The 17,245-nt window shown below is 63.5% G+C and carries 17 protein-coding genes; 6 read left to right on the top strand and 11 right to left on the bottom strand.

What is annotated here, in order from left to right; all coding sequences use genetic code 11:
- Positions 1-35: 35 nt before the first annotated feature.
- A complete protein-coding gene (locus PHO31112_RS09580) occupies positions 36-332 on the bottom strand; it encodes a hypothetical protein (protein WP_150620303.1) in 297 nt (98 codons plus the stop codon).
- A gap of 235 nt (positions 333-567) precedes the next feature.
- Here PHO31112_RS09580 and kefF point away from each other — a divergent pair, with 235 nt between their 5' ends.
- Together kefF and kefC are read left to right on the top strand one after the other, a co-directional pair.
- Positions 568-1,308 (top strand): glutathione-regulated potassium-efflux system oxidoreductase KefF, encoded by a 741-nt coding sequence (gene kefF, locus PHO31112_RS09575; protein WP_150620302.1) that lies wholly within the window; start codon positions 568-570, stop codon positions 1,306-1,308.
- Positions 1,308-3,230 (top strand): glutathione-regulated potassium-efflux system protein KefC, encoded by a 1,923-nt coding sequence (gene kefC / locus PHO31112_RS09570; RefSeq protein WP_150620301.1) that lies wholly within the window; start codon positions 1,308-1,310, stop codon positions 3,228-3,230. Before kefF ends, kefC begins: the two co-directional genes overlap by 1 nt.
- Before the next feature lie 44 nt (positions 3,231-3,274).
- On the opposite strand, the gene PHO31112_RS09565 is transcribed toward kefC, so the two are convergent.
- Positions 3,275-3,718 carry a hypothetical protein gene (locus PHO31112_RS09565; RefSeq protein WP_174995643.1) on the bottom strand — a complete coding sequence of 148 codons (444 nt, stop codon included), beginning with the start codon at positions 3,716-3,718 and terminating at the stop codon, positions 3,275-3,277.
- 469 nt (positions 3,719-4,187) lie between these two features.
- On the opposite strand from PHO31112_RS09565, the gene PHO31112_RS09560 reads away from it, so the two are divergent.
- Complete coding sequence (locus PHO31112_RS09560) at positions 4,188-5,090, top strand: hypothetical protein (protein ID WP_010805183.1); 903 nt, start codon at positions 4,188-4,190, stop codon at positions 5,088-5,090.
- Between the two features lie 91 nt (positions 5,091-5,181).
- Here PHO31112_RS09560 and PHO31112_RS09555 read toward each other — a convergent pair whose 3' ends face one another.
- The 4 genes from PHO31112_RS09555 to PHO31112_RS09540 all read right to left on the bottom strand — a co-directional run bounded on the left by PHO31112_RS09555 (position 5,182) and on the right by PHO31112_RS09540 (position 8,087).
- Positions 5,182-5,589: a DUF4148 domain-containing protein gene (locus PHO31112_RS09555; protein WP_150620300.1), complete on the bottom strand. Its 408-nt coding sequence runs from the start codon at positions 5,587-5,589 to the stop codon at positions 5,182-5,184.
- Positions 5,590-5,830: 241 nt separating this feature from the next.
- Positions 5,831-6,781 (bottom strand): SRPBCC family protein, encoded by a 951-nt coding sequence (locus PHO31112_RS09550; RefSeq protein ID WP_150620299.1) that lies wholly within the window; start codon positions 6,779-6,781, stop codon positions 5,831-5,833.
- The gene (locus PHO31112_RS09545) at positions 6,765-7,121 is read right to left on the bottom strand and encodes an ArsR/SmtB family transcription factor (protein WP_150620298.1); all 357 of its coding nucleotides are present in this window, start codon (positions 7,119-7,121) and stop codon (positions 6,765-6,767) included. Before PHO31112_RS09545 ends, PHO31112_RS09550 begins: the two co-directional genes overlap by 17 nt.
- Positions 7,122-7,175: 54 nt before the next feature.
- A complete protein-coding gene (locus tag PHO31112_RS09540) occupies positions 7,176-8,087 on the bottom strand; it encodes a bestrophin family protein (protein WP_150620297.1) in 912 nt (303 codons plus the stop codon).
- Positions 8,088-8,319: 232 nt separating this feature from the next.
- On the opposite strand from PHO31112_RS09540, the gene PHO31112_RS09535 reads away from it, so the two are divergent.
- A complete protein-coding gene (locus PHO31112_RS09535) occupies positions 8,320-8,709 on the top strand; it encodes a hypothetical protein (RefSeq protein WP_425495172.1) in 390 nt (129 codons plus the stop codon).
- Positions 8,710-8,815: 106 nt separating this feature from the next.
- On the opposite strand, the gene mmsB is transcribed toward PHO31112_RS09535, so the two are convergent.
- From mmsB to PHO31112_RS09520, 3 genes are all read right to left on the bottom strand, one after another.
- Complete coding sequence (mmsB, locus tag PHO31112_RS09530; RefSeq protein WP_150620296.1) at positions 8,816-9,745, bottom strand: 3-hydroxyisobutyrate dehydrogenase; 930 nt, start codon at positions 9,743-9,745, stop codon at positions 8,816-8,818.
- A 32-nt stretch (positions 9,746-9,777) separates the two neighbouring features.
- Positions 9,778-11,277, bottom strand: coding sequence for a CoA-acylating methylmalonate-semialdehyde dehydrogenase (locus PHO31112_RS09525; protein ID WP_150620295.1), 1,500 nt, complete (start codon positions 11,275-11,277; stop codon positions 9,778-9,780).
- 158 nt (positions 11,278-11,435) lie between these two features.
- Positions 11,436-12,674, bottom strand: coding sequence for an ABC transporter substrate-binding protein (locus tag PHO31112_RS09520; RefSeq protein WP_150620294.1), 1,239 nt, complete (start codon positions 12,672-12,674; stop codon positions 11,436-11,438).
- Positions 12,675-12,825: 151 nt separating this feature from the next.
- Here PHO31112_RS09520 and PHO31112_RS09515 point away from each other — a divergent pair, with 151 nt between their 5' ends.
- Entirely contained in the window at positions 12,826-13,803 is a 978-nt protein-coding gene (locus tag PHO31112_RS09515; RefSeq protein WP_150620293.1) for a LysR family transcriptional regulator, read from the top strand.
- Here PHO31112_RS09515 and PHO31112_RS09510 read toward each other — a convergent pair whose 3' ends face one another.
- The gene (locus tag PHO31112_RS09510) at positions 13,804-14,784 is read right to left on the bottom strand and encodes a LysR family transcriptional regulator (RefSeq protein WP_217427018.1); all 981 of its coding nucleotides are present in this window, start codon (positions 14,782-14,784) and stop codon (positions 13,804-13,806) included.
- A 98-nt stretch (positions 14,785-14,882) separates the two neighbouring features.
- On the opposite strand from PHO31112_RS09510, the gene PHO31112_RS09505 reads away from it, so the two are divergent.
- Positions 14,883-16,130 carry an MFS transporter gene (locus PHO31112_RS09505; RefSeq protein WP_150620292.1) on the top strand — a complete coding sequence of 416 codons (1,248 nt, stop codon included), beginning with the start codon at positions 14,883-14,885 and terminating at the stop codon, positions 16,128-16,130.
- 104 nt (positions 16,131-16,234) lie between these two features.
- On the opposite strand, the gene PHO31112_RS09500 is transcribed toward PHO31112_RS09505, so the two are convergent.
- Positions 16,235-17,092: an arylamine N-acetyltransferase family protein gene (locus PHO31112_RS09500; protein WP_150620291.1), complete on the bottom strand. Its 858-nt coding sequence runs from the start codon at positions 17,090-17,092 to the stop codon at positions 16,235-16,237.
- Positions 17,093-17,245 lie beyond the last annotated feature (153 nt).

Raw genomic sequence — 17,245 nt, 5'->3', positions numbered from 1 at the left:
GAAAACGGCCCGCGTCCGGCTGCGTTCGAGCAAGATCAGCCGAAGAAGTTGCGCTTGAGCCACACCGCGCCGTAGCCGATCGCGAACATGGTGAGCAGCAGTGGCACGGAAATCCGCAACACCTGAATGACGAGCGGACGCGGTGGCAGATCCTCGTCGTTCGGCATGCGCGCCGCCTCTTGCAACGCGCCCGTACAGAGCGCCGCCGCGACAGCACTCGCGAAGACCCAGAACGTCTGGTTGTAGAGCAGCGCGACGAGCAACAACGTGAGCGCAATGTTGCGGCCGTGATAGATCAGATTGACGGTAGTGCGAAAGGCTTGCGGCGACATATTGGTATGACGCAGGCACGGGCGTTGAAGCCGCACCGGCGCGAAGGTTCTTGTTATTTGTCCTTTTGACCACGGCACACCCGGCGGCGCAACGTGGCAATCGAAGGCGTCAATGATGCATTGAGCATATCCACACTTAACGGCTTTCGCCACCGTTGTCTTTAGCCGGAGACGGCATCCGCACGCGCGACGCGCGCGATGCCTGGCGTCATACGAATGCGGTATCCTCCCCCGCATGACTGCCCCCGCATCCTCCCGTCTCTCAAGTGCTTCCGATGACACCGTCGACGCGTCTCGCGCCGGTGTGCCGGCGCGAGCCGTCTATGTCATCGTGGCGCATCCGCGCTGGCGCGACTCGCGCGTGAATCGCCGCCTGCTCGACGCCGCTCGCAGCATCGCAGGTGTCGACGTCAACGATCTGTACTCGACGTATCCCGACTTCAGCATCGATGTGGCTGCCGAACAACGGCGCGTCGCCCGCGCCGACCTGATCGTGCTCGTTCATCCGATCTATTGGTACAGCATGCCGCCGTTGCAAAAGCTCTGGCTCGACGAAGTGCTGTCGTGGGGCTGGGCGTATGGCCACGACGGCCATGCGCTCGCGAACAAGGATCTCTGGCTCGTGGCCAGCACCGGCGGGCCGGCATCGAGCTATCGCCCCGAAGGCTACAACCAGCACGACTTCTCGGCATTTCTGCCTGCCTACGAGCAGACGGCACGCCTGTGCGGCATGCGATTCCTCCCGCCACATGTGTTTTTCGGCGCGCGGCGCAGTGACGAGGCCATGCTCGATACTCACGTGAGCGAGTTCGCAGGCCGGTTAGCCACGTATCCGCAGTGGCCGGAACTGATCTCGATGGCAGACGCCCCCGAATGTCAGGACATTCCGGCGACGGATCGTCCGTGCGGCGCGACGGACATCGCGGGCGCGCACGACGACACCACCACAAACGCAAGTGCGGGGAGGGCCGCCTGATGGAACACGTGCCCGCCTGGCTGCTTGCCAGTCTGATTTACCTCGCGGCGGCCGTCATCGTCGTGCCGCTGTCCCGTGCATTGGGGCTCGGCGCAATCATCGGTTATCTCGCCGCCGGGATTGCCATCGGTCCGTGGGGCCTCGGTCTCGTCTCGCGAGTGGAAGACGTGCTGCACTTCGCGGAATTCGGCGTGGTGCTGATGCTCTTCCTCGTCGGCCTCGAACTGGAACCGCGACGTCTGTGGAATCTGCGACGGCCAATCTTCGGGTGGGGATCGGCACAGGTCCTCGGCTGCGCCGTGCTGCTCTTCGCGGTGGGCATTGCGCTGGGCGCTCCGTGGCGCATCGCCCTCGTTGCGGCGCTCGGCCTCGCACTCTCCTCCACCGCCATCGCCCTGCAGGTGATGGCGGAGCGTAATCTGCTCGGCACTCCGAGCGGTCAGGCGGGCTTCTCGATCCTGCTGTTTCAGGACGTTGCCGCGATCCCGATCCTCGCGCTACTGCCCCTGCTCGCGAATTCCTTCGACAGCCATGTGATGACGGGCTCGGCACGCGCCCTCGAAGCACTGAAGATCGTCGGCGTGATTGCAGCGATCATCCTCGGTGGCCGCCTCGCGTTGCGCCCACTGCTGCGCTGGATCGCCAACAGCCGCACGCCCGAGATTTTCACGGCGGCGTCGCTGTTGCTGGTCGTGGCCATCGCCACGTTGATGCAATGGGTCGGCCTGTCGATGGCACTCGGCGCTTTCCTCGCCGGCGTGCTGCTCGCCGAGAGCGAATACCGTCGCGAACTGGAAACTGACATCGAACCGTTCAAAGGGTTGCTGCTCGGGCTGTTCTTCATCGCGGTCGGCATGAGCATCGACTTCGGCGTGCTGCTCGCCCAACCGCTGCGCATGATCGCCGTGGTCGTCGGCTTCATGGCCCTGAAAGGGCTGGCGATCTACGGCGTGTCGCGGCTGATGAAACTGCCTTATCAGGAACGGCCGATCTTCACACTGCTGCTCGCGCAAGGGGGTGAATTCGCCTTCGTGGTGTTTCAGTCGGCGGGGCCGCAGGTATTGCCGCCGGCCGTGTCGTCGTTCCTGATCGGTGCTGTCGCTCTTTCGATGCTGATCTCGCCGTTGCTGCTCGTGGCCATCGAAAAATGGCTGCTGCCGCGTTACAGCCTGAAAGGATCGCCACGCATGAAAGAGATTGCCGAGCCACAGTCGGCCAGCGTCGTGATTTGCGGCTTCGGGCGCTACGGCCAGATCGTCGGGCGTACGCTGGTGCCGCAAGGCGTGTCGGTGACCGTGCTCGATCACGACCCCGACACCATCGAGAGCCTGCGTCAAATCGGTTTTCGCGTGTTTTATGGCGATGCCACACGTCTCGACCTGCTGCGCATTGCGGGCGTCGCACAGGCGCGGGCCGTTGTCGTGGCGGTCGATGACGTCGATCAGTCGCTGGAGATCGTCGACCTGATGCGCAAGCACTTCCCCGACGTTCCCGTCGTGGCACGCGCGCGCAACGTCGGCCACTTGTTCCAGCTTCGCGATCGTGGCGTGAAGCACATCGAACGGGAGGTCTTCGAGTCGTCGCTGCGCAGCGCGCGCTCAGTGCTCGAGGAACTGGGCTGGCCGGCGGCTGAAGCGCGCGAAGCAGCGATGGCGTTCCGTCGCGCCAATCATCAACTGGCCGACGAGATGTACCCGGCCTATCAGGATCGCAACAAGATGATTGCCACGGCGAAGGAGGGCCGCCGTCAGTTCGAAGAGCAAATGATGCGCGAGCGTGAACAGCGTCGCGCGCAGCACCAGGTCACCTTCGGCTGGGATGGCGAAAGTGCGCCCGGCGAGACGCCAGCACCGCCCGTATCGCCAACCTCGAAGCCCTCACCGTCCGGCAGCCAATCCCCTCCAGACGACAGCCGGACCTGAACCTCGGGCCGGCGCCGCTCCTCCGGGGTGTTTCGCCAACGTGGTTACACGGTGCGGGCGAAACCGTCGAACGGGCGGAAATGCCCATCGGCCGGCGCCGTCGCGTCGGCACGCAGACGCGCCTCGGCGTCGAGCCCGGTCAGCCCGCGATAGTAGAGATGCACGGCGATGGCCGCCGAGTAGCGGAGGATCTCCACGAGCGTGAGATGCGCATGCTGGGCCGACGTGAACATCAGGTACGGCGATTCCGCTTCGATCAACCCCGCGACCTGATGCAGCCCGTGGCGGTGCAGCACCTCCGCGAGCTCGTCGCGGCTGCGGTGCGTGTTCGCGTCAGTGGCCGGGTACATCATGCGCAGCAACACGAGCGGATGCTCGGCGCAGGCCAGCGACAGCGCCTGTACGACAGCGTGGCTGTCAAGCGCCGTAGCCACGGAGTCCCCCTCGGGACGATGCTGTGGAAAGAGTTGCTCAAGGGTCAGCGTCATGACGACTCCAGTAAAAAAGCTGCGAGACAGCCACAGCGGACTTCATAGTGTAAGCACCCGTGAGCCGCCAATATACGATGTTCTGCGAATACTTGCGTTGCACGCGCGACAACAATTACCAAATATTTCACCACCGGGCGCGAAGCGCCGTTACGCGCGCGTGCCACACGTTCTGCCGCGTTGGCGTTACATAGTGTTACGTCATGTCCTTGACGCGAGCGCGTGACAGCAACGCATAGCAATCCGATGGAAAAGATCGCCGGCCTGCATCATGGGCTATTGTGCGACGACGCGGCTGTTCCCGTGCGTGATTGTCGTCGCCGGAATGTCTCTGCTCCAACGCGTCGTAAACGCGTGTCGGACGCGACTGCCAGAGCATTCTGTACAGCGGCCGACAGTCGCTTGATGATATGATTTTTGCCGACGCAGACAAGACTCAGACTCATATTCCATGCGATATCCCGACCAGATGTCCGACACGCTAGCGGTTGCCGTCGCGCAGGCCGACCACGTCATGCGCCATTGGCAATACGATGTCGATGGCACTGTGCCAATTGGTTCGGACTCCCATAAACGCATGTTCTGCCGCATGCTGCTCGAGTCCCACAACCCTTACAAACCCTCGGTCATCGACTGGCCGACGCTGCCACCCGACGCGCTCAAACGCCTGACCGCCCTGCCCATCTGGGACATTGCCGTGCAAACCGAAGGCCGCGCATCGATCCGCGTGGCGACGTACGCCGCCACGATTCAGGACCCGCTGCTGCGCGAGGCGCTCGTCATGGACGGCGAGGAAGAGGCACGCCACAAGGTCGTGCTCTCCAAGCTGGTTGAAGCGTACGGCATCGAACTCGCCCCCGAACCGCCCTACCCGCCGCCCAAGGACGCTGAATGGGCATGGATGAAAACGGGCTTCAGCGAGTGCATCGACAGCTTCGTCGCCTTCGGCCTGTTCCGTTCGGCCCAACGCTCCGGCTACTTCCCCGAAGCCCTCGTCGAGACGTTCGAGCCCGTCATTCAGGAAGAAGCCCGGCACATTCTGTTCTTTGCGAACTGGGTGGCGTGGCACCGGCGCAGTCTGCCTGTCTGGAAGCGGCCGTGGTTCTACGCACGCGTGGCGGCCGTCTGGGTCACCTTGATCTGGGATCGCATGGCGATCGCACGCGGCATCGATACCGATGGTGTGGCCCGTGACGCCAACTTTCCGGCGACCGGTACCGCCGACATCGGCGAGTCGCTCAAGCCCCGCGACCTGATTGTCCTGTGCCTGGAGGAAGATGCAAGACGCATGGATGGCTACGACAAGCGCCTGTTGCGCCCGACCTTCGTGCCGAAGCTCGCCCGGATTGCGCTTCGTTTCATGAAGTCCTGAGCGGCACGTCTGGCGTACCGAAGAAAAAAAAGCCGTCCCGAGTTCCTCACTCGGGACGGCTTTTGATTTTGCTGCGACAGCCAGCGAGCGCTTAGCTGCCTTGGCTGACGCTCAGTTCGCCGGCGGCGCGAGCGCGGGCCAGTTCCTGCTTCACGTCGGTGCGCGACACGCTCGGGCCTTGCGAGGCGACGACCGGGTAATCGATGTCGTTTTGGGCCATGAGGCCTTCAGCACGCGCCTGAGCCAGTTGGGCCTTCACTTCGGTGCGGCTCATGGCCGGACCCGAAGCGACATACACCGGATAATCGGCGTCGCCGTGCGGGATCACGCCTTGTGCGCGGGCTTGAGCCAGATCGGCCAGCACGTCGGCACGCGTGAGCGGCTGACCTTGCGAGGCGACTTGAGGATAGTTGTTGCCATTTTCTGCTGCGTTGCTGGCAACGGCACCGAGCGAAGCTACGGCGGCGATAAGGGCGATTGCGATGTTCTTGGTGTTCATTTTCTTAACTCCTGTCTAGTTGCGACGACTTTTTTTGCATTGCGCCGTCGATGTAAAGAAGTCTAGAACTCGCTGCCCCGATGAAAAACGCGATATTTGTCGAGGAACTATTGCGTCATTCGACGGGAATCGATCGCGCCAGATCGGTGCACTCGACCATAAAAAAACGCCGCATCTCCCCCATTGCACTGAGGGAAAAGCGGCGTGACAGAAGAAAGGAAATAGAGGTGAACCGGTTCACTTAGTCCGTGAGCGACGCGCCAAGGGCGTCGAGCAAAAGTCGGGTGCCGCGCTCGCGCGAGCCTGCGTCGTCGTAACCGTCCAGAAACGCGCCTTGCTCGGTCATGACGAGAAGCGTGCCGCCATCATTCGCGCGGAGATCGACCGTCGCGAGCGATACGGAAATCTTGCGGGTATCGAGGTGCATTTCGTAAGCGTAGACAAGCCGCGTATCGGGCACGACATCGAAATACATGGCGTCGAACGTCGACACCATGCCCCCAGCCCACTGCCCGCTCACGCGCTCGCGACCACCGGGCCGGACATCCATCGATCTCTCCAGCACTGTGAGACCGTCGCTGCGGGCGAACCAGCGGTCCTTGGCCTCGCGATCGGTCAGTGCGCGGAAAACCCGTGCGGGAGATGCGGGGTACTGACGCTCGATGCGAAAGGTCGCATGCACGACGCTACGCTGCGTCGGCGCCCCGACCTCGCGCATGACCTCGCGACCGAGCTTGTCCAACGTCTGCGCCCAGCCGGCACCGGCGCCTTCGGGCATCCAGGCATAGGCGGGGTCGTGAACGGTGTAGCGTTGCTCGACATCCAGCCGCGTGCCTTGCGCTACGTCCGTAAAGGACACCGTCGTGAGCGCACCGAACAGCGCCCCCCCTTTGGCGTCGGTCACTTCCATGTCGATTACGAGACGTCCGGGGGTGTCGATCTCAACGAAGCGCCCGCGAATCCAGTGCGCTTCGCCTTCGGGCGACTGCATCTTCAGTTCGAAAGCGCCGCCCACGTGGGCGTCGATCCTGGCTTCAGGTACGGTGTAGCCAGCCGGGCAAAACCAGCGCTTCACCGCCTCAGTGGTTGTCCAGGCGCGAAACACCGTTTCTCGCGAGGTGGCGTACGTACGTCCGACCGTCAGCGGGCGCGGCTGCGCCGCAGACGCTGCTGCGTCACTTGCTGTCCTCATGACATGCTCCTTCGGGGGGCAGGCTGGCCAGATACTCGCCCAAACGGTCGAGATGACCTTCCCACTCATGACGGCGCTGGTTGATCCATCGTTCGGCAAGACTCAGCGCCTGGGGTTCGATCCGGCACGTGCGCACACGGCCGGCCTTCTCCGTTCGCACCAGCCCCGCGCTCTCGAGCACGGCCAGGTGCTGCATGACCGCCTGCAACGACATCGCCAACGGCTGCGCGAGCGCACTGACCGACGCTGGCCCCTGCGCCAGCCGCGCGAGCATTGCGCGGCGCGACGCATCGGCCAGTGCCTGAAAGGTCAAATCGAGGGCGTTGTCATGGTCAAGCATGTGCTTGAGTATAGGCGTTCAAAAAACTAAAGCAAGCACTTTAGTATCGACGCATCAAGTGATGATGTGGTGATCGCGCGCACGCACGCGGGCCGTGTGCTGGCGGTGAAGAATTTCGCTCAGCGATTGCTCGATCGTCTCGGACATGGCGTCGAGCGCGAGGTCGTTCGGCTCCAGCCCGAACGGCTCCTCGATTTCGGCGCTGACGGCTTCGAGCGCGAAGAAGGTGTACGAGAGGAAAGCCACGATCACCGGGGTCATCGGGCCGATCGAGTCGACCAACCCGAACGGCAGCAACAAGCTGTAGAGATAGGTCACGCGGTGCAGGATCACGCCGTAGGTGAACGGAATCGGCGTGGTCGCGATCCGCTCGCAGCCGCCGATGGCATCGCCCAGACGATCCAGATGCATTTCCATGACCTGCGCGAGCGGTGCGTCGATCTGCCCAAGCACCCGACGCTCTCGCAGCCACTCCCCCGCCATGAGCAGGATCGTGATCGGCTTGAACTGTTTGCGCGCGAGGCACGCCACCTCTTCCTTCCCGAGTAGCCGTTCGAAGTCGGCGCGGGGATCGGTGCCGCGCAACTGATGGCGCATGCTGTGCACGAAGGCGATGAGATAAGAGACGAAGCGCGGCGAATCCGAGGTATCGGACACCAGCGTCATCGACTGACGGGCCAATGCACGCGTCTCGTTGAGCACGCTGCCCCAGAGCATACGGGCTTCCCAGTAGCGAGCGTAGCTCGTAGTGTTACGAAAACCGAGAAAGATCGCGAGCGTTATGCCGATCAGCGAGAACGGAATGAACGTGAGCGGAATCTTCCATTCGAAGATGCGCCCATGGGCGAGTGTGACAACTATCGAAATGATCGTGGTGAAAATGAGCTGCGGGGCGATCTTGGGCAAGATCGAGCCGCGCACGACGAAGAGCATGCGCAGCCAATGCAGATTGGGTCGAACGATCATGGCAACAAAGGCGCTCGCAAGCGCGGAAAGGCAGGCTGTGGGGGGAAGCCGCTGCGGCGCGATGATACGCCCATATTGACGGGTTTGAAATGGTTGCAACCGATTGCAACATCGCTATCCGGCGCTCGCACGGATAGTGAGAATGCCAATACGCCGTCTTGGCGTAGATAAGGGCTAAGGGCCAATAACGATCATGAACGTCGCGCACTCCACTTCTCGCATTCCCTCCGCGATGGCGCCCCGCAAGACTCGCGCACGGGCCGCCATCGCGTTGCTCGCCGGACTCGCGGGCGTTATCGGCAGTTTGTCGGGCTGCGTGATAGAACCGCCACGGCCAGCCCCCGCTGCGCGAGTCATCGTGGAGCCCGATCCGCATACCGTCGCCATACAACGGCGCGAGCAGATCGACCGCCGCATCGGCAACGAATCGCGCGATATCGACAATCATGTGAATCTGGGCTATTACCCGCCGCCGCGCGGTGATGAATTGCACCGCCGCCTGGACGCCATTGCGCAGGAAACCCGCGACATGGCAGCGCAACACGGCGGCGGCCTGTCGGGCGACGAACAACGTGTGCTCAATCAGGAACTCGACCAGTTGCACCGTCTGATTGCCGGTTGACGTGACGACGCGCCGCCTCGTCGGCGCTCAGCGACGAACCTCCGCAAAAGAGAACGCCCGCCGGCCGCAAAGCCAACGGGCGTTTGTCTGTCTCGCCGGGCAGGAATTACTTCACATCCAGCGCCTGCGCCAGCGTGACCGGGTCCTGGAAGATGCTCGAGAAGTCGAGCGCCCCATGGCCGTTCGCCCGATGTACCTCGAAGATGCGGCGTGCCAGATCGCCAAGCGGCGTCGCCACGTCGCTGGTCTCGGCCGCCCCGTGGGCTAGGCGCAAGTCCTTCGCCATCAGATCGGTCGCAAAACCGCCCGTGTACCCGCGTGACGACGCCGTGTTCTCCATCACGCCCGGACACGGGTTGTAGACCTCCAGTGTCCAGTTGCGCCCGGAGCTTTGCTGCATGACCGCCGAGAGCACCTTCGGATCGAGCCCGTTAGCGATGCCCAGACGCAGCGCCTCGCTCGTGCCGGCCATCAGAATGCCCAGCAGCATATTGTTGCAAAGCTTGAGCGTCTGCCCGGCGCCAAGCGGGCCGCCGTGATGAATCGCACGTCCCATGTTGCCGAGCAGCGGCCGCATGCGCTCGACGAGCGCCGCGTCGCCGCCCACCATGAAGGTAAGCGTGCCGGCCGCCGCGCCCGCCGTGCCGCCGGAGACCGGCGCATCGAGCAGCAGCGTGCCCGGGCGGGCGAGTTTGGCCAACTGACGGGGAATCTCCGGCGGCACGGTGCTGCTGTCGATCAGCACGGCGTCTGACGCAGCATTCGCGAGTACCCCTTCCGGGCCATCGTATGCCGCGAGCACATGCTCGCCGGCAGGCAGCATCGTGATAACCACCTGCGCGTCGCGCACGGCATCGGCAATCGACGTCGCGGCGCGGCCACCGGCGGCCGCCAGCCGCTCCACTGCCCCACCGGATAAATCGAAGCCGCGCACCGCATGCCCCGCCTTGACCAGATTGGCCGCCATCGGGCCGCCCATGTTGCCAAGGCCGATGAACGCGACGCGCAACGTTGCTGGTTGAGTTTCCGTAGCCATCGTCTGTCTCCGAAATCCGTAGGAAAGGCGTGTTATTTGAGTGTGATCGTCGTGTTCACGCCCGACGGGCCGGTACCGCGCGCTTGCCAGCGCGCCGTCACGGTCTTGGTCTGCGTCCAGAACAGAATGGCTTGTTTGCCGTTCGGCCCAAGATCGCCGAGCTTCGAGCCGCGCGAACCGGTGAAGCTGAACCACGCGACCGGCACCGGAATCGGCAGGTTGATCCCGACCTGACCGACATCGATCTCGTTCTGGAACTGACGCGCCGCGCCGCCGTCCTGCGTGAACAGCGCCACACCGTTGCCGTTCGGGTTCGCGTTGACGAAGGCAATCGCTTCGTCGAGCGTATCGACCCCTGTCATGCACAGCACCGGTCCGAAAATCTCGTCGCGGTAAATCGACATGTCGGCCGTCACGCCATCGAAAATGGTCGGGCCGACGAAGTTGCCTTCCGGCGCTTCCTTGACCGAGTGACCGCGACCGTCGAGCAACAGCTTCGCGCCCTCTTCCACACCGGCGCCGATGAGTTTCTCGATGCGCGCGCGCGCCGGCTTCGACACCACCGGGCCGAGATCCGCGCGGCGATCGGTACCCGGCCCCACCTTGAGCGCACGTGCGCGCTCCACCAACTCGGGCACCCACTCGCGTGCCTCGCCTACGAGCACCGCGACGGACGTTGCCATGCAACGCTGGCCCGCCGCGCCGAACGCCGCCCCCAGCAAATGGTTGATGGCCTGCTCGCGATCCGCGTCGGGCAGGATCACGCAGTGGTTCTTCGCGCCCATCATCGCCTGGCAACGCTTGCCCGCTTCCGAAGCGCGACGATAGATATGCGTGCCGACATGTGTCGAGCCGATGAACGATATGGCCTTGATATCCGGGTGATCGCAGATGGCGTTGGCGATGTCCGGGCCGCCGTGCACGACGTTAAGCACTCCCGGCGGCAGACCGGCTTCCAGCGCAAGTTCGGCCAGACGCAGCGATGCGCTCGGATCTTGCTCCGACGGCTTGAGCACGAACGTGTTGCCCGTTGCCACCGCGAGCGGAAACATGAAGCACGGCAGCATCACAGGGAAGTTGAAAGCCGTGATGCCCGCGCACACGCCCAGCGGTTCGATCAGCGTGTAGACGTCGACGCCACCGGCGGCATTCTGTGCGTACTCGCCCAATTGCAGCGACGCAATGGCGCATGCGTGTTCGACGACTTCGAGGCCGCGACCCACTTCGCCTTCGGCGTCGGGCAGCGTCTTGCCGTGCTCGCGTGTGATCAGTTCGGCGAGTTCGCCCGTGTGATCGCGCAGCAATTGCTGAAAGCGCAGCATGATGCGCATGCGGTTCGCTTGCGACGTATTGCGCCAGCTTTTGTAAGCCGCCTTGGACGACGCCACGGCCGCGTTGAGTTCTTCGATCGTCGCAAACGGCACGCGGGCAACGACTTCCTGCGTCGCCGGGTTCACAATGTCGCGCCACTGCGAGGTTTTCGACTCGACGCGTTTGCCGTCGATGAGCAGCGGAAGGGTAGGTAGGGACATGACAGGCTCTCCAGATCGAAACGAATGCAAGAATTCGGGGCTTGCGCCACTTCGGGGTTCGGGCAATGGCGGGCTGCGGCAAGTGGGCACGCAGCGCCGCCGGCAATTACAAGATAGGCAATCGGGGCCGGGCCTGCGCCATCGCGATCAGCCGGCGCTCACTTCGCTGCGGTGTTCGCCTTCACGAGCGAGCAGGTCGATTTCGACAACGGTTGGAAGGCTTCCGTCGCGGGCACGGTGGCGACTTTGGTGTAGTAGTCCCACGGGCCTTTCGACTCGGCGGGCGACTTCACACGGAACAGGTACATGTCGTGAATCACGCGGCCGTCCGGACGAATGGACGCGTTGTGCATGATCGGGTCCCGGATCGGCATTTCGCGCATTTTCTGCGCGACCACCTTCGCCTCCACGCTCTTCGTCGCCGCCACCGCGCGCAGGTAGTGCAGCACGCTCGAATACACGCCCGCCTGCACCATCGTCGGCTTCAGATCCTTGTATTTTTTCTGGAAGCGGGCCGACCAGGCGCGTGACGCGTCGTCGAAGTCCCAGTAGAAGCCGTCGGTAAACAACAGGCCCTGAGCCGTGTTCAGACCCAGCGCATGAACATCCGAGAGGAACACCAGCAGCGCCGCGAGCTTCTGCCCCCGTTGCACGATGCCGAATTCACGCGCTTGCTTGAGCACATTGACCGTGTCCTGACCGCCGTTGGCGAGCGCCACGACCTGTGCCTTCGAGCTTTGCGCCTGCAACAGAAACGACGCATAGTCGGAGGCATTGAGCGGATGCCGCGACTGGCCCACCACGGTGCCGCCGAGCGTCTTCACGATATCGGCGGCGTCCTTCTCCAGCGAATGCCCGAACGCATAGTCGACGGTAATGAAATACCACGACTTGCCGCCGTCGCCGACCACGGCGCGCGCGGTTGCCGCCGACTGGGAGTAGGTGTCGAACATCCAGTGAAAGCCCGTGGGCGAGCAATCTTCGTTCGTCAGACGCGTGGTCGCCGGGCCCGAGAACAGCGCGACGCGCTGCTTGTCCAGCGCGAGTTTCTGCACGGCGAGCGCGGCGGCCGAGTTCGTCAGATCGGCAATCGCGTCGACGTTGTCACGGTCGAACCATTCGCGCGCCTTGTTGGCGGCAACATCGGCCTTGTTCTGGTTGTCGGCCGAGACCAGATCGATCTTCATGCCCTTGCATTCGGCCGCCAGACAATCGTCAATGGCCATCTGCGCCGCCACGACCGACCCGCCGCCCCCCATCGCGGAATACGTGCCCGACATGTCGGTCAGCACACCCACCTTCACCGGACGGTTCGGCAACTCGGCCATCCCCGATACCGACGTCAATCCCAGGCCCGCGCCGAGTCCCAGCGCGAGCAGCCACGGCTTCATCTTCATCGCTTTGTCTCCTTCAGATCCTTTCAGGTCTCTTATGCTTTCGTCGCCGTCGTCTATGCGCAGCGCTCATAAATTGTATTTGTGCGAATTTGCTTTACATAGCGAAAATCTGCATCTACTTTGTGCATAAATACACACAGGAGATCGGGCGATGGCTCGCACCTCAACGACACGGCAGTCAGGCATCGTCGGCGCTTCGAGCGCGGAGCCACGTCCCGACTGGGACGATCTTCGGTACTTTCTGGAGGTTGCGCGTACGCAGCGGGTGAGTGCGGCGGCGCAGCGTCTGGGAGTCGATCACACCACGGTCTCGCGGCGTGTCCGGGCGCTGGAACAGTCGCTCGGCACTTTGCTGTTCGACAAATCGCGCAACGCGGGCTTCGCCCTGACGCCGGAAGGTCAGCAACTCCTCGTTCACGCCGAGCAGATGGAGACGGCACTGCAATCGGCCTGCGAGCAAGTCGCCGGTTTGGGACAAACGCTCTCGGGCCATGTCCGCATCGGGTCGACGGAAGCGTTCGGCACGTATTTCGTCACACCCGTGCTCTCACACTTCCAACGCGAATATCCCGCCATTGACTTCGACGTGTTGCCGGTGCCTCGCTTCGTGAGCCTCTCGAAGCGCGAGGCCGATCTGGCGATCACCATCGAACGTCCGCAACGCGGCCCATACGTGTGCAGCAAGCTGTGCGACTACCGCTTGCAGTTGTACGCGACGCCCGGCTATCTCAAGCAATACGGCGAGGTCGCAACGTTCGCGGATCTGAGCGGGCGCCGGTTCATCAGCTATGTCGACGAACTCAGCTTCAGCAACGAGTTGCGCTATCTGGAAGACGTCGTGCCCGGATGCCACATCGTGCTGCGCAGCACGAGCGTCATCGCGCAATATCAGGCCGCGTTGCAGGGCGAGGCGCTGGCGATCCTGCCTTGCTTCATGGCGGCGCAGGACGCCCGGCTGGTGCCGTTGCTCGTCGACGACGTGGCGGTCACACGCAGCTTCTGGATCTACTGCCATGAGGAGTTGCGCACGCTCAAGCGCATTACGGTGCTATGGGACTATCTGCGCGCCGCCGCGCAGCGCAACGACGCCCTGTTGCAAGGCAAGGCCGGGCAATTGCAGTTGATCTGATCAACGAACCTTGCGCTGTTCCGCATCGATCACAGGGGGAATGGCGTAGCGCATCACTTCGATGAAGCGGCGCAAACGTGCCGGGTAGTACTTCGCATATGGATAGATGATGTACATCGGCAACGGCGTCGGGCGCCATTGCGGCACAAGCTGGATCAGACGCCCCTGCGCCACATCCTCGGCCATCACCCATGCGGAGCAGACCCCCACCCCGAGCCCGCGTATTGCGGCACTGCGCAACGCATAGAGATTGTCCGTACTCATGCGCGGATCGAATGCGATGCGCACCGCCTCGCGGGTTGTCTCATGCGTGAGCGTGATCTCGTTGCGATAGAACGTCGAGTGCGAGAGCCAGGGTAATGCAACCAGATCGGACGGATGCGCGGGCTGCACATGTCCCTTGAACAACGCCGGCGACGCCACGACGATTCGCGGCACATCGAGCAACGAGATCGCCACATTCGACGGATCTCGCAGTTCCCCCACATGGATCGCACAGTCGAGACCTTCGGCGATGAAATCCGGCTCGCGGTCCTGCAAGATCCACTGCACCTTCATTCCCCGGTAGCGCTCGAGAAAGTCCGCAAGCGGTCCGACCATCATTTCCTGTCCGAAAGCATGTGGCACGAGCACGCGCAAGGTGCCCTCCGGGTCGTCGCCCGTGCCGCGCAGATCGGCCTCGAATGCCTCCCAGCTCGTCACCAGTTCTTTCGCTCGCGCGAAGCAACGCTCACCGTCTTCCGTGAGCTTCATGCGGTGCGTCGAACGCTGGAGCAGCCGGAGCCCCAACGAACGCTCGAGCATCTGCAAACGCCGGCTGACGGTCGGCTGCGTGGTACCGAGCCGCGCTGCTGCCGCCGACAGACTGCCAGCCTCGACGATGCGCACAAACGTTTGCATCAGCTCGACGCGGTCGGCGCCTCCGCCCCGGCTGGCGGAAGCGTCGGTCGTAGCGGGTGGGGGTTGAAGGGGTTCTGTCATACGCGTCACGTATAAATGTTGTACGGATTATAGGCCTACCGCTGCACCGCACCAAGCGAGACACTACGCCCACACTTTTGCTACCGGAGTCCCCCTAAATGAGTTCCGCTCAAACATGCGATGCGGCCGGCAAGAACAGTACGGCTGAGGCCGCTGTCCGGCCTCAGCCCGAATTGTCCGCCCGGCTGATCCTGTTGCTGGCCACCGGCACCGGCCTGACCGTCGCCTCGCTGTACTACGCTCAGCCGATGCTCGGCATCATGACCGACGACATCCACGCGGCCAACACGACCGTCGGCTGGGTGCCCACGCTCACACAGCTTGGCTACGCGCTTGGCATTCTGCTGCTGGTGCCGCTTGGCGACATCATCGACCGGCGTCGCATCGTGCTGGTCAAGGGCGCGATTCTCACGCTCGCGCTGCTGCTGGCTGCCTTCGCGCCGGGCATCGGCACGCTGCTCGCCGCGAGTCTGGCCATCGGCCTGACCGCGACGATGGCGCAGGACATCGTGCCTGCGGCGGCCGCGCTCGCCCCCGAATCGATCCGGGGCCGGGTGGTCGGCACGGTGATGACCGGGTTGTTGCTGGGCATTCTGCTCTCGCGGGTCGTGTCGGGTTTCGTCGCGCAGAATTTTGGCTGGCGTGCGATGTACGTCGTCGCCGCCATCAGCGTGGCCGGCTTTGGTGTCGTGGCGTGGCGCGGTCTGCCGTCATTCCATACGACGACGCAGATGACTTATCGCCAGTTGATCGGCTCGGTGGCCAGCCTGTGGCGGCGTCATCAGGCGTTGCGCCGTGCCGCTGTGGCACAGGGCTTGCTGTCGGTCGGGTTCAGTGCCTTCTGGTCAACGCTGGCCGTGATGCTTCACGACGCGCCGTTCCATCTGGGGGCCGCTGCGGCGGGCGCCTTCGGTCTGGCGGGTGCGGCTGGTGCACTCGGCGCACCGTTGGCCGGGCGTATTGCCGATCGTCGCGGGCCGCAGATCGTGACGCGTCTCGGTGCGGGTCTGGTGGCCGTCTCGTTTGCAGCGATGCTGTTCGCCCCCATGCTCGGCGCGCACGCCCAGTTGTGGTTGATTGGCCTGGCCGCCATCGGGTTCGATCTTGGGGTGCAAGTGGCGCTCGTATCGCATCAAACGATCGTGTACGGCATCGAGCCGGCCGCCCGCAGCCGTCTGAACGCGGTGCTCTTTGTCGGCGTGTTCATCGGTATGTCAATAGGCGCGGCGCTCGGTGCTCAGGCGCTGGCGCACTGGGGCTGGACGGGCGTCGCGTCGCTCGCCACGCTTGCCGCCCTCGGCGCACTCGTGGTGCGGATGTGGCCAGGCACGGTTTCGGCTCACTGACACACATCGACAGATAACGCAGTGCAATGACAAAGGCCGCCTCTCTCGGGAGGCGGCCTTTTCTTTTCACGCAAACGCGCGACAGGAAGCCATTGCCATGACCGTTACCCGGCCGCCTTGGCGGCGCACGCTTTCGCGCGCTCATACAGCGCATCGGTATCGATGCCGTCGAGCGTCAGACCGAATCGCTCCCCCAGAATCTGCGCGAGTTGCGCGCCCGATGCGATATTGGTTTCCGCCACGAGTTCGCCTTGTGCGGAGCGCTCCGTGAACGTTGTGTTGAGCAAGGCGATTCGCCCCTGAGGCAGCACACGGCATGCGATGAGTCGATTCAGGAAGATCGAGTCCGGCGCACTCGACGTGTACCAATTGCCCAGCTTGTAATCGATCCATTCGGCGGGCTTCGGCGTAAAACGATACACAGGCAGCCACCGCTGTGCCGAGCGCACGCTCAAACGATACTCGCTGGGCGGTGCACCATCGCCCGCACCGACCGCCTCCAACTGAAACGTTTCCAGCAAGGTCGATTGCGGTTGTGCCGATTGCAGGCGCAGCGGTGCTGTGAGGGTCACGGAGCCGAAGCCGACATCGGCCAGCCAAGCCTCGCCGTCCAGATCGACACGCAACAACATGTGCGTCAGCGGCGCTTCCGCATCGAACGAACGTCCCCATGCAACGCGCCCGATCAATGGCGTGACGGCGAACCCCAGGTGCGTCAGCGCGTTGGCGAACAAGGCGTTCTGCTCGAAGCAGTAGCCGCCGCGTCCGCCGTCGAGCAACTTGGCGACGACCGACGGCAGATCGACCTCGACCGGCCGGCCGCGAATCGGGTCGAGGTTTTCGAAGGGGATCGCCAGAGGATGCAGCGAGTGCACGGCGCGCAGAACATCGAGCGTGGCTTCACGCGGGCCGGTATAGCCGATGCGCCGGAAATAGCGCTCTGGATCGAAGGGATGAGACATGCCTGACTTCCTCTTTTGGGGATACGGACATACGCAGAGCACATACGTTAGCGCATTCACCGCATCCTTGCGCACTACCCCGGTAACAGCGGGGTATCCCGAAGAATGCGCAACCCGCCAATTTCGGCAGGGACACGCGCCCGGAGCATCCTC

Origin of the sequence: Pandoraea horticolens, assembly GCF_902459555.1 — a bacterium.
Taxonomy (GTDB): Bacteria; Pseudomonadota; Gammaproteobacteria; order Burkholderiales; family Burkholderiaceae; genus Pandoraea; species Pandoraea horticolens.
This window is presented reverse-complemented; position numbering and strand designations above follow the sequence as displayed.